10 protein-coding genes are annotated in these 12,681 nt (G+C 71.3%); 4 read left to right on the plus strand and 6 right to left on the minus strand.

Going from position 1 to position 12,681, the window contains the following annotated elements; genetic code table 11:
• Nucleotides 1-27: 27 nt before the first annotated feature.
• Nucleotides 28-1,296 carry an MFS transporter gene (locus P8627_RS10865; RefSeq protein ID WP_279964115.1) on the minus strand — a complete coding sequence of 423 codons (1,269 nt, stop codon included), beginning with the start codon at nucleotides 1,294-1,296 and terminating at the stop codon, nucleotides 28-30.
• A gap of 163 nt (nucleotides 1,297-1,459) precedes the next feature.
• Between P8627_RS10865 and P8627_RS10870 the strand changes: the two genes are divergently transcribed.
• Nucleotides 1,460-3,367, plus strand: a complete 1,908-nt coding sequence (locus tag P8627_RS10870; RefSeq protein ID WP_407932935.1) for a PAS-domain containing protein — start codon at nucleotides 1,460-1,462, stop codon at nucleotides 3,365-3,367.
• A gap of 2 nt (nucleotides 3,368-3,369) precedes the next feature.
• Nucleotides 3,370-4,062, plus strand: coding sequence for a response regulator transcription factor (locus P8627_RS10875; protein ID WP_279964116.1), 693 nt, complete (start codon nucleotides 3,370-3,372; stop codon nucleotides 4,060-4,062).
• 14 nt (nucleotides 4,063-4,076) lie between these two features.
• On the opposite strand, the gene P8627_RS10880 is transcribed toward P8627_RS10875, so the two are convergent.
• Nucleotides 4,077-4,295, minus strand: coding sequence for a DUF6356 family protein (locus P8627_RS10880; RefSeq protein WP_279964117.1), 219 nt, complete (start codon nucleotides 4,293-4,295; stop codon nucleotides 4,077-4,079).
• 101 nt (nucleotides 4,296-4,396) lie between these two features.
• On the opposite strand from P8627_RS10880, the gene P8627_RS10885 reads away from it, so the two are divergent.
• A complete protein-coding gene (locus P8627_RS10885; protein ID WP_279964118.1) occupies nucleotides 4,397-4,858 on the plus strand; it encodes an Lrp/AsnC family transcriptional regulator in 462 nt (153 codons plus the stop codon).
• A 3-nt stretch (nucleotides 4,859-4,861) separates the two neighbouring features.
• Here P8627_RS10885 and P8627_RS10890 read toward each other — a convergent pair whose 3' ends face one another.
• From P8627_RS10890 to dnaE, 3 genes are all read right to left on the minus strand, one after another.
• A complete protein-coding gene (locus P8627_RS10890; RefSeq protein ID WP_279964119.1) occupies nucleotides 4,862-6,025 on the minus strand; it encodes a hydantoinase/carbamoylase family amidase in 1,164 nt (387 codons plus the stop codon).
• Nucleotides 6,026-6,067: 42 nt separating this feature from the next.
• Nucleotides 6,068-7,921, minus strand: a complete 1,854-nt coding sequence (locus P8627_RS10895) for a hypothetical protein (protein ID WP_279964120.1) — start codon at nucleotides 7,919-7,921, stop codon at nucleotides 6,068-6,070.
• A 123-nt stretch (nucleotides 7,922-8,044) separates the two neighbouring features.
• A complete protein-coding gene (gene dnaE, locus P8627_RS10900) occupies nucleotides 8,045-11,563 on the minus strand; it encodes a DNA polymerase III subunit alpha (RefSeq protein WP_279964121.1) in 3,519 nt (1,172 codons plus the stop codon).
• A gap of 102 nt (nucleotides 11,564-11,665) precedes the next feature.
• Here dnaE and P8627_RS10905 point away from each other — a divergent pair, with 102 nt between their 5' ends.
• Entirely contained in the window at nucleotides 11,666-12,136 is a 471-nt protein-coding gene (locus P8627_RS10905) for a hypothetical protein (protein WP_279964122.1), read from the plus strand.
• Nucleotides 12,137-12,167: 31 nt separating this feature from the next.
• Here the strand turns inward: P8627_RS10905 and P8627_RS10910 are convergent, their stop codons facing one another.
• The gene (locus P8627_RS10910) at nucleotides 12,168-12,569 is read right to left on the minus strand and encodes a hypothetical protein (protein WP_279964123.1); all 402 of its coding nucleotides are present in this window, start codon (nucleotides 12,567-12,569) and stop codon (nucleotides 12,168-12,170) included.
• Nucleotides 12,570-12,681: the final 112 nt, after the last annotated feature.

Raw genomic sequence — 12,681 nt, forward strand, 5'->3', positions numbered from 1 at the left:
CGAACTGTAACGGCGGCGCCCGGCAGTTCAGGGCGCACCCGTCCCGGCCTCGCCCTCGTGCTCGGCCTGCTCGGCCGTCCAGCTTCCCGCCGCCTCGACCGCCATGGGCGTCGCCGTGGGCAGCACGCCGATATAGCTCTCGGTCTCCTCCGGCGGCAGCACGGCGCGTTGCGTCATCCGGTAGAGCGCGTAGAGCGCGATCGCCGCGAAGGTGCCGCCCAGCACCAGCCAGAAGGAAAACGGACCGGCGCTTTCCATGGCCCAGCCGGTGGCGAGCGGCCCGAGGATCGCGCCGATCCCGAAGCTCAGCACCAGCCCGCCCGAGGCGGCGGGCATCTCTTCGGTCGAAAGCGCGTCGTTGGTATAGGCCAGCATCAGCGCGTAGAGCGGCGTCGTCATCCCGCCCGTCAGGAAGGCCGCGCCCATCAGCGGCCAGCGCGCCGCGCCGCCCAGCCAGCCCGCAAGGCAAAAGAGCGCCCCCAGCGCGGCGACCCCGCAGATCACCTGCCGCCGGTCGATCCGGTCCGACAGCCATCCGATCGGGTATTGCAGCACCAGGGCTCCGGCGAAGAGCATCGCGATGAAGAGCGAGATCTCGGCTGCCGAGAGGTCGATCAGCGTTCCGAAGACGGCGCCCATGCTGGTTTGCGTGGCGTAGATCGTGCCCAGCAGGAAAATGCCCACCGTCCCCAGCGGCGAGGCGCGGAAGAGCCCGCGCAGCGGCATGGCGCGCGTGATCTCGGCCGGCGGGGTGGGGGTGACCGACAGCAGGATCGGCCCGAAGGAGATCGAGACCAGGATCGAGGCGCCAATGAACAGCGCTGCCCCCGCCGCGTCACCCAGGTTCAAGAGCGCCTGCGCCCCGATGATGCCCAGCGTCTGCGCGATCATGTAGGCCGACAGCACCTTGCCGCGCGTCTCGTTCGTCGAGGCCGCGTTGAGCCAGCTTTCCGCGGTGACATAAATTCCGGACATGCAGAAGCCGATCAGGATGCGCAGAAGCGTCCAGGTGAAGGGCAGGGCGAGCAGGGGAAAGGCGATCAGCCCCGCCGACATGAAGCTGCCGAGCGCGGCGAAGACGCGGACATGGCCCACACGCTGGATCAGGCCGGGCGTCAGCTTCGCCCCCGACAGGAAGCCCACGAAATAGCCCGACGAGACGACCGCCAGTTCCGCCGCGGAAAAGCCCTCGATCCCGCCGCGCAGGCCGATCAGCGTGAAATGCATGCCGTTGCCCAGCATCAGGAAGACGATGCCCAGAAGCAGCGCCCAGACCCCGGCGAGCACGTTGAACATGCCGTCTCCTTCTCTGCGGGCGCTCGGCGCCCCCCCGACCCCTAGCTGGACGGCGACCGGGCCCGATCCCGCCGCAGCGCCGCATGCGGCGTCGTTTGCGACGCGGCCGCGCTTGCCGCCATCCGCCCACCTGCTAACGTCGCCTCCCCGGAGGACCCGCCCCGTGCCCGAGCGCAGCGCCGCAACCACCGCCCGCATGACCCAAGCCGGGCTGAACCTGATCGGCCAGGCCCTGTCGATATACGACGCGGAACTTCGGCTGGCGGTCAGCAACCGGATGTACGCCACGCTCTTCGACCTGCCCGAGCGGCTGACCCGCCCGGGCGTCAGCTTCGAGGAGACGATCCGCTTTCTCGTCGAGCGCGGCGAATACGGGCCCGTCGAGGATGTCGAGGCCACGGTCGCCGCCCGCGTGGCGCAGGCCCGCGCCTTCGAGCCGCATTACCTGGAGCGGACCCGCCCCGACGGCCGGGTCGTCGCGGTGGAGGGTTCGCCCCTGCCGCAGGGGGGCTGGGTCACCGTCTATACCGACATCACGGCGATGAAGTCGCAGGAGCGCCTCTTGCGCGCGCGCTCCGAGGTGCTGTCCGAACAGCTCCTGGCCCGGGCCGAGGAGCTGGCGCAGGCCAACCGCAAGCTCGCCGCCGCCAATACCGCGCTGGAGGAGGCGCGGGTCGAGGCCACCGAGATGGCCGCGCGCATCCGCCTGACCACCGAGATGCTGCCCGCCCATATCGCCCGGCTGGACCACGACCGGCGCTACACCTTCTCGAACCGCAAGCTGGGCACCGTCATGCCGGGCGCCGATGCCGAGATCCTGGGCCTGACCATGGAGGAGGCGCTGGGCGCGCCGACCTATGCCAAGATCGCCCCGCATCTCGACCGCGCGCTGGGCGGCGAGGCCGACGCGTTCGAGATCACGCATGATCCGTCCGGCCGCCGTATCCGCGTCAGCTTCACCCCTGACCGCGACGGTGGCGAAGTCGTCGGCGTCTACGCCCTGTCGATGGACATCACCGAGGAGGCGCAGGCCCGCTCGGCGCTGGCGCAATCGGCGGGGCGGCAAGTGGCGGCGCAGCTGACCTCCGGCATGGCGCATGATTTCGCCAACCTGCTGACGGTCATCCTGGGGTTGAAGGACAAGCTGGGCGGCATGGCGCTGGCCCCCGAGGCCCGCGCCGCGGTCGAGGCGATCGGCGTGGCCGCGACGCGGGGCGGGATGCTGATCGACCAGATCTCGGGCCTGTCGGGACCGCGCGACCTGGCGCCGCGGGCCACCGAGCTGCGGGCCTTTCTGGGCGAGGTGGCGGTGCTGGGCGGCGCCTCCCTGCCGGAGCGGGTCACGCTGGACTGGACGGTCGAGGGGCTGGAGGCGCCGGTCCTCCTCGACCCCGACGCGCTGCGCGACGCCGCGCTGAACCTCATCCTGAACGCCCGCGACGCGATCGGCGACGCGGCGGGCCGCATCACCCTGATCGCCCGGCCGCTCCGCGACACCTGGCTCGAGATCGAAGTCGCCGATACCGGGCCCGGCTTCAGCAAGCAGGCGCTGGAACGCGGGCTCGAGCCGTTCTTCACCGAAAAGGGCGAGGAGGGGACGGGCCTCGGCCTGTCGATGGTCTACGACGTGGTCAAGCTGGCGGGCGGGCGCACCCGGCTGGGCCGCGCGCCGGGCGGGGGAGCGCTCGTCACCCTGCGCCTGCCGCTGCGCCAGCCGCCGCCCGGCCCGGCGCCGATGCTGGTCCTTCTGGTCGAGGACGCCGCCCATATCCGCGAGGCGGTGCGCGACAGGCTGGTGGCCGCGGGCCATTCCGTGCTGGAAGCGGCGGGCGTGGCCGAGGCGCGCAACCTGCTGGATATCGAGGGGATCGGCCTGGTGCTGACCGACATCATGCTGAAGACCGACGAGACCGGGCTCGACCTCGCGCGCGACGCGGCGGCGCGGGGGCTGGCGGTGGCGCTGATGACCTCGCTGCAGGCCGACGCCCCGCTCTACCGCGATGCCGCCGCGCATTGGCCGGTGCTGCGCAAGCCCTTCTCGGTCGAGAAGCTGGCCGCGGTGCTGGCGTGACCGTGGCCGCGCCGCGCGTCGCGGTCCTCGACGACGATCCGGCGATCCGCGCGCTCTTGTCCGATGCCATCGCCGCCGCGGGGATGGAGGTGCAGGCCTATGCCCGCGCCGACGCGTTCGAGGCCGCGCTGCGCACCGCAATGCCCGATATCTGCCTCGTCGATCTGGGCCTGCCCGACCGCGACGGGCTGGCCGTGGTCTCGCGGTTGGCGCTGGAGGGCGGCGCGGCGATCATCATCATCTCGGGGCGTGGCGGGGTGCAGGACCGGGTGACGGGGCTGGAGCTCGGCGCCGACGATTACGTCGTCAAACCCTTCGAGCCCGCCGAGATCGTCGCTCGCATCCGCGCCCGGCTGCGCAAGACCGCGCCGCCGCAACGCGCCCGCGCCAGCTTCGGCCCCTTCACCGCCGATTTCGACCGCTTCCTGCTGACGGGTCCGCAAGGCGAGACGCCATTCAGCCAGGCCGAGGCCGAGGTGCTGCGGCTCTTCCTCGAACGCCCCCGCCGCCTGCTCACCCGCGCCGAGATGCAGGAGGCGCTGGGCGGTGCGGCGGGCGAGAGCTTCGACCGCGCGATGGATGTCCGCATCAGCCGGCTGCGCGCCAAGCTGGGCGAGGACCCGAAGAACCCGGCGCTGATCAAGACGATCTACGGCGCGGGCTACATCTTCCTGGGCGAGGTGCGCTGGGCCTGACGGGCCGCCGGTCGTCAGTGCCGGGCGATGAGACGCGCATGCAGGCGCTTGACGATCCGGCTCGCGGTCGTCTCGAAGAGCGGCGGGACGAAGGCGTGAACCAGCGCCGCGCCGCCCGCCAGCAGGAGCGCCCCGGCGAAGCCCAGCGCGAACCGCATATGGCCGAAATAGCTCTCGTCGACGCTGGCGGGATGGTCGTGGAAGGCGCGGACGAATTGGGCGATCTGGGTCATGGGAGCTCCTGTTGCTTTGCGCCAGACTGCGCCCCCGGATGGGGTGACGGGCTCCCATTCTTCGCTCGCGTGCACGTTAGGTGTGGGATAACGTCCCACGAATGAGCGGATCCATCGACGAAATTGACCGCCGCATCCTGCGCCAGCTGCAATGCGACACCACGCTGTCGCTCGATGCGCTGGCCGAACGGGTCAGCCTGTCGCGCAATGCCTGTTGGCGGCGCATCCGGCGGATGGAAGCCGACGGCATCATCCGCGAGCGCGTGGCCCATCTGGACGCGGCCCGGCTGGGGCTGGGCCTGTCGGTGCTGGTGCTGATCCGCGTCGGCGCGCATGAGCCGGCCTGGCTGGCGAAGTTCCAGGCGGTCGTGGCGGCCATGCCCGAGATCCAGGGCGCGCATCGGATGACCGGGGACCTCGATTACGTCCTGCGGGTGCGGGTGCGCGACATGGCGGATTACGACCGGTTCTACAAGGCGCTGATCGGCCGGGTCGGGGTGGCCGATATCTCGGCCAGCTTCGTGATGGAGGATATCAAGGACACCACGGCGCTGCCGATCTGACCCTCAGGTCAGGCGCGCGGCCGCCTCGGCCAGCACCGCGAGGCAGATGGCCAAGTCGTCGCGGCCCGTGTCTTCGGCGAAATCGTGGCTGATCCCGCCGATCGACGGCGCGAAGAGCATCCCCGCGGGCATCAGCCGCGCCACGTTGGTCGCGTCGTGCAGCGCGCCCGACGGCATTTCGCGCCAGCGGTCCGGGGCGTGGGCCGCGGCGGCGTCGCGCAGCACCGCGCGCAGGCCCGGGTCCATCGCAGTCGGGGGCAGGGCGGTGGTGGCGGAGATCTCGAGCCCCAGCCCGGCGGTGCGCGTCACGTCCTCCAGCGCCGCCCGGATCGCCGCTTCCATCGCGTCCAGGCGGGCCGTCTCGGCGTCGCGCCACTGGACGGTGAACCGCGCGCGCCCGGGCACCGCCGAGGGCGCGTTGGGATGCAGCGCGACATGGCCGATGGTCCAGACCGAGGCGGGCGTGACCAGCGGGGCCAGCGCAGCGCGGATCGCGTGATCGGCATCCGACAGGCCGCGCAGCGCGTCGCGGCGCAGATGCATCGGCGTCGTGCCCGCGTGGTTCTGCGCGCCCGTCAGCGTGACGGTGACCTGCCGCAGCCCGACGATGGCGGTGACCACGCCCACGGCCTCGCCCGCCGCGTCGAGCACCGGGCCCTGCTCGATATGCGGCTCGAGATAGGCGCTGAAGCGGGACGGATCGGGCATCGCGCCGGTCGCGGGCAGGGCCGCGCGAGCGGCGCCGAAGGTCAGGCCGTCGAGATCGGTCAGCGCGTCGGCCTCTGCCAAGGTCAGCGTGCCGGACCAGATCTCGGAGCCGGTGGTCGCGCCGAAGCGGCCTTCCTCGTCCTGGAACGCCACGACCGAGACGCCCGGATTGCCGCGCGCCACCTCCAGCCCCGCGATCACGCCGAGCGCCCCGTCGAGCCATCCGCCCTCGGGCTGGGTGTCGATATGGCTGCCGATCAGCAGCCGCCCACGTAGGCCCCAGACATTGCCCGCCGGATCGATCCGCGCTTCCAGCCCGGCATCGGCGAAGCGGTCGGCCAGCCAGCGGCGGGCGTGGATGTCGGCCTCGTCGAAGGCGCGGCGGACGACGCCCGTGCCCCGCGCGCCGATGGCGCGCAGCGCGTCCAGATCGGCGAGGAAGCGGGCGGCATCGGGCATGGCCGCAAGGGACCGGATCGCCCGCCGCGCGTCAAGCGCGGCTCAGATCAGGAAGACGTCGTCCATGAAGGCCGCGAGCCCCGCGCCCGTCGTCACCTCGAGACTGTCGCCCGGGGCGAAATCGATGCGCCAGCCTCCGGCGGTGACCGTCGCGGCGCCCTGCAGCGCGGGGAGGCCCAACTGCGCCAGCGCCAGCTCGGCGCTGCGGATCATCACCCGCTCGCCATCGACCCAGTCGAGGATGCGGTCCCGGCCGCCGGAATAGACGAAGCGGTCGAGATCCAGCCCGCCGGCCATGATGTCGTCGCCCGTGCCGTCGATCAGCAGGTCGCGGCCCGGCCCGCCCATCAGCATGTCGCCGCCGCCCCAGGCCTGCAGTGTGTCGTTGCCCGCGCCGCCCTCCTGCCGGTCGGCGCCGTTCCCGCCCACCAGAAGGTCGTTGCCGTCGCCGCCCAGCAGGTAGTCGTCGCCCTCGCCGCCTCCCAGCGTGTCGTTGAAGCTGCCGCCCGCCAGCGTGTCGTTGCCGTCATCGCCCATGAGGCGGTCATGGTCGCTGCCGCCCGAGAGCCAGTCGTCGCCCGCGCCGCCCGACAGCGTGTCGCGCGCGCCGTTGCCCTCCAGCCGGTCGGCCCCGGACCCGCCCTCCAGGACATCGGCCCCGAAGCTGCCCACCAGGATGTCGTTCCCGTCCAGCCCCTGAAGGCGGTCGTCGCCCGCCCCGCCGCGCAGCGTGTCGTCGCCCGGCCCCCCGCCCAGCAGGTCCGCCCCGTCGCCGCCTTCGAGCGAGTCCCGCCCGATGCCGCCCGACAGCGTGTCGGCGCCCGCGCCGCCCTGCAGGTGGTCGTCGCCATCCCAGCCGGCGAGGCTGTCATCGCCCGTGCCGCCATCGGCCCAGTCGTTCCCCGCGCCGGTGTTCAGCAGGTCCGCGCCGTCCCCGCCCAGCAGGCTGTCGGCGCCGTCGCCGCCCAGGAGCCTGTCGTTCCCGGCCCCGCCTTCCAGCACGTCATCCGCGCCGTCGCCCCAGATGAAATCGTCGCCCGCCTCGCCCAGCAGGAGATCCGCATCCGCGCCGCCGCGCAGGAGGTCGGCGCCCCCCGCGCCCGCCAGCGTATCGGCGCCGGACCCGCCCGCGAGCGTGTCGTCCCCGTCGCCGCCCGTCATGTCGTCGGCCCCCGCGCCGCCATTCGCGCGCTGGGCGTTGAGCGGCATGTGCAGCACGTCATCGCTCGCGCTGCCGGTCAGCGCGTGCAGCCCGCCCGCGTCCGGCGGCCCGGCGGTCCAGCCCGCCAGCGAGGCGCCGTAGAGATAGTCCAGCGCGCCGCGGTCCAGCTCCTGCAGACTTTGCGGCTTCGGGCCGGTGAAGGTGTAGGTCATCACCGTGTGATCGTCGTCATCCAGCGGATCGGCCAGCACGTCCGGCCCCTCGAAGCTGTGCTTCAGGCCGGTGGCATGGCCCAGCTCGTGCAGAAGGACAGTGAAGCCCCAACTGCCCGGCCGCCAGTCGCCCGCGACGTTCATCACCAGATCGACATCGGCCGCGCCGCGCTTCGTCACGTTGGGATAGAAGGCGTAGCCCGAGACCGTGCCGCCGCCGGAGCTGAGCCCCGAGGCCGAATAGGCGGTGATCATCGCGTCGGTCTCGACCTCGACGAAGATCAGGCCCGCCGCCGCCTCGTATTCCGCCAGCGCCAGGCGAAAGGCGTCGGCCTGCGCGTCGGTGAAGGCCGCGACGCTATCGGCGCCGTAATATGTCTGCGACAGCGGCGGCAGCTCGGTCGCATCGGGGAGGGTATAGGTCAGCACGACCGCCGTGCCCGGATCGTGCAGCGCGTTCCAGCGCGCGGCCGGGTCCGAGGTGGAGGCGAGCAGGGCGGTGTAGTCGGAGACGACGGGCATGGGACGACCTCGGGCGGCGGGCCCCGCGGGCGGGACCGGGTTCACGCCACCGGGAATGCCCTCCCGATCCTCGCCAAATCCTTAATCCGGCCGCGCGATCCGCCACCGCGGTTAACGCCGCGGTCAGACTTCCTCGACCATCGCCACGCCGGGCAGCGAGCGCAGCGCGCCCTTCACCTTCGGGTTGACCGGGTAGAGGTCGGGCAGACGCAGTTCGACCTCGCCGGGCAGGTCGTCGCCCAGAAGGCACAGATGCATCGGCCCGCGCCCGCGTGCGCCGCTCTCGCCCGACAGTCGCGCCAGCAGGCCCTGCAGCGGCGGCACGGCGTCCGGCGCGTCGAGGAAGATGCGCAGGCCCACCTGCGGCGCGGCGTCGACCGCGTCGTCCATCGGCGTCACCGCGCGGGCCAGCAGCTTCAGCTGGTCGGCCTCCTGCGTGGCCTCGACCTGCAGGATGACGCGGCAGCCGGGCTCAAGGTCGTCGCGATGCGCGTCCAGCGTGTCCGAGAAGACCATCGCCTCGTAGGCGCCCGACGGGTCGGAGGCCTGCAGGAAGGCAAAGCGGTTGCCGCGCGCCGATTTGCGCTCCTGCCGGGCCGAGACGATGCCCGCCAGCTTCGCGATCATCGGGCCGTTCACGGTGCGGGCCTGCACCTCGGCCAGGGTCAGCACGTCCTGGCGGCGCAGCGCGGTCATGTAGTCGTCGAGCGGATGCCCCGAGAGGTAGAAGCCGATCGCCTTGAACTCCTCGCCCAGCCGTTCGGCCGGCAGCCAATCGTCGCGCCAGGGCAGGCGCGGTTCGGGCAGGTCGTCGCCCGCCTCGCCGAACAGGCTGACCTGATTGGAGGCGCGCTGCTCGTGGATCGCCGCCGAATAGGCCACCAGCCCGTCGAGCGCGTCCAGCACGCGGGCGCGGTTGCCGTCGATCTCGTCGAAGGCGCCGGCGCGGCCCAGCATCTCCAGCGGGCGCTTTCCGATCCGCTTCAGGTCCACGCGCCGCGCGAAATCGTAGAGCGTCGAGAAGGGCTGCGCCCCGCGGCCCTCGACGACCATCCGCATCGCTTCCACGCCCACGTTCTTGAGCGCGCCCAGCGCATAGACCAGCTTGCCGTCCCGCGTCGTGAAGGTCGCCTCCGAGCGGTTGACGCAGGGCGGCACGATCTCCAGCCCCAGCCCGCCGCGATCGGCGGATTTGCGGACCTCCTCGGCATAGACGGCGAGCTTGTCGGTCAGGTGGATGTCGGAATTCATGATCCCGGCCATGAACTCGACCGGGTGGTTCGCCTTCAGCCAGGCCGTCTGGTAGCTGACGACCGCGTAGGCGGCCGCGTGGGACTTGTTGAAGCCGTAATTGGCGAACTTGTCGAGCAGCGCCCAGACCTCGTCGGCCTTGCGCTCGTCCACGCCGTTCTTCGCCGCGCCCTCCAGGAAGATGGGCTTCTGGGCGTCCATCTCGGCCTGGATCTTCTTGCCCATGGCCCGGCGCAGAAGGTCGGCGCCGCCAAGCGAATAGCCCGCCATCTCCTGCGCGATCTGCATCACCTGTTCCTGGTAGACGATGATGCCCTGCGTCTCGTCGAGGATGTGGTCGATCGAGGGGTGCAGCCGGTCGCGCTGGCTGAGGCCGTTTTTGACCTCGCAATATTTCGGAATGTTCTCCATCGGGCCGGGCCGGTAGAGCGCCACCAGCGCCACGATATCCTCGATGCAGGTGGGCTTCATCCGGCGCAGCGCGTCCATCATGCCCGTCGATTCCACCTGGAACACCGCCACGGTGCGCGCCGCGGAGTAGAGCTTGTAGGCCGCCTCGTCATCCAGCGGGATCAGGTTGATGTCGTTCTCGGTCCCCGGCGCGGGATCGTAGAGGCGGCGGCCGTCGGCGGCGACATGCAGGTCGCGGCCTTGTGCGCGGATCAGCTCCACCGCGTTCTGCACCTGGGTCAGCGTCTTCAGCCCCAGGAAGTCGAACTTCACGAGGCCCGCTTTCTCGACCCATTTCATGTTGAACTGCGTCGCCGGCATGTCCGAGCGCGGGTCCTTGTAGAGCGGCACCAGCTCGTCCAGCGGACGGTCCCCGATGACCACGCCCGCGGCATGGGTCGAGGCGTTCCGGAGCAGGCCCTCCAGCTTCTCGGCATAGTCCAGCAGCCGTTTGACCGGGTTGGTGCGCCCGTCGCGGCGGTCCTGCTCGCTTTCGCGCGCGGCCTCGCGCAAGCGCGGCTCATCGGTCAGGGCCTTGGTGATCGAGACGGGCTTCACCCCCTCGACCGGGATCATCTTCGAGATCTGGTCGCATTGCCCGTAGGGCATGCCCAGCACGCGGCCCACGTCGCGCACCGCGGCCTTGGACAAGAGCGCGCCGAAGGTGATGATCTGCCCCACCTTGTCGCGGCCGTATTTCTCTTGGACGTAGGCGATCACCTCCTCGCGGCGGTCCATGCAGAAGTCGATGTCGAAATCGGGCATGCTGACCCGCTCGGGGTTCAGGAACCGCTCGAAGAGCAGGGCGTAGCGCAGCGGATCGAGATCGGTGATCGTCAGCGCATAGGCCACCAGCGAGCCCGCGCCCGACCCGCGCCCGGGCCCGACCGGAATGTCGTGATCCTTCGCCCATTTGATGAAATCGGCGACGATCAGGAAATAGCCCGGGAAGCCCATCCCCTCGATGATGCCCAGCTCGTATTCGAGACGCTTGCGATAATCTTCGACCGGGGCGGCATGCGGGATGACGTCCAGCCGGGCCTTCAGCCCCGCCTCGGCCTGGCGCCGCAGCTCGGCCACCTCGTCATCGGCGAATTTCGGCAGGATCGGGTCGCGGCCATGCGCCTTGAAGGCGCAGCGGCGCGCAATCTCGATCGTGTTCTCCAGCGCCTCGGGCAGGTCGGCGAACAGCGCGGCCATCTCGGATTGCGAGGCGAAGTGGTGGCGCGGCGTCACCCGGCGGCGCGGGGCCTGCTGGTCGACATAGGCGCCCTCGGCGATGCACAGGAAGGCGTCATGCGCCTCGTGCATCGACGGGTCGGGGAAATAAACGTCGTTCGTGGCCACCAGCGGCAAGCCGCGGGCATAAGCCTGTTCGACATGGAAGCGCTCGGTCGGCTCGGGCGACCGGTGGCGCTGCAGCTCGACATAGAGCCGGTCGCCATAGATCGCGTGCAGCCGGCCCAGCACCGCCTCGGCCTTGGCCTCTTGCCCGTCGGCCACCAGCCGGCCCACCGCGCCGTCGGGCCCCCCGGTCAGGCAGATCAGCCCCTCGGAATGCTGCGCCAGCTCCTCCAGCGTCACCTGCGGCACCATGTCGGGCCGCGCGAGATAGAGGCACGAATTCAGCTTCATCAGCGCTTCGTAGCCCGCCTCGGACTGCGCCAGCAGGACCACCGGCGCGGGGCGGCGCGGCTTGTCACCCGGCTGCGCGGGGTCGTGCATCACGTCGATCTGGCAGCCCATGATCGGCTGGATGCCCCGACCCGCCAGCGCCGTCGCCGCCTCGAGCGCGGCGAACATGTTGTTGGTGTCGGTGACGGCCACCGCCGGCATCTCCGCCCGGGCGACGAGGTCGGGCAGCGTCTTGAGCCGCACCGCGCCCTCCAGGAGGGAATATTCGGTGTGCAGGCGCAGATGGATGAATCGTGGATCGGGCATGCCCCGGATCTAGCCGCCGAATGCGGCCGGCGAAAGGGATTGCCAAACCTGACAAAAATAATAAAGATTACCGCGAAGCCGCCCGACGCCCGAGGTCCCGCCATGTCCGCCGCCTTCCGCGCCCCCCGCCGCAGTCAACCGCCCGGTGCCGCGCCGCTCGGCGATCTGCGCGACATGGACGGGGTGCAGGCGCTCTGCGTCCTGCTCTGGCGCGACTGGGCCGACGGCACGGACGGCCGGGACCGGGTGCGCCGCGTCTTCGATACCGCGCTGGGCCCGGCGGCGCCGGCGGCCCTGCGCCATTGGTCCGACTTCGCCACGGCGCTGACCCGCGGCGCGCGGCGACCGCTCTTGTGTCGGGCGACGGGCTGCCCCTGCGTCGGCGCCGACGAGGCGGCGGTGGCGCAGGTCCTGACGCTCGCCGCGCTGACCGAGCGCGAGGATGCGATGCTGACGCTGTCCCTGCTGGTGCCCGCCGACCGGCTCCTGCCCGCGCTCCACAGCGCCGAGCAGGCCGGCCTCGCGATCATCCGGGCGACGCTGCGGATGGAGCGGATGGACCTGCCGCGGTGACGCCTCGCCCCCGGGGGGCGGGCGCGCGCCGTCAGCGCACCAGGGCCAGATAGACGGCGTTGACCGAGGCGCCGATGGCGAGGCTGCCCAGCACGTAGAGGAAGGCCGCGCTCCAGCCGCAGGCCTGCAGCACGACGCCCCGGTTCTCGAAGCGGAAGCGGTAGTCGCGCAGCGCGCGGAACCCGCACCACATGTTGGCGGCGTAAAGCGCCAGCCCCATCACCAGAAGCGCCACGCCCACGCCGCGCAACAGAAGCGCCAGCGGTCCCGGTACCGACAGCGCGGCCATCATGTCGACCCCGGCCATCGCCCCGCCCATCGAGCTCTCGACGTTGTTCACCACGTCGAGCCCCACCGCCGCCAGCGTGCCCGCGACAAGGTAGGTCTTGATGTGCTCGGTCACGTCATGGACGAAGGCGCGGGTCAGCTGCATGCGCCGGAGTCTGGCCCGGACCCGCAGGCCCGATCAAGCCACGGCTTCGTGACGGGCCGCGCCCGGCGGCGCCAACCCCTTGCCAAGCGCCGCCGCGTTCTTTCTAATTTCA

The organism is Jannaschia sp. GRR-S6-38 (genome assembly GCF_029853695.1).
GTDB lineage: Bacteria > Pseudomonadota > Alphaproteobacteria > Rhodobacterales > Rhodobacteraceae > Jannaschia > Jannaschia ovalis.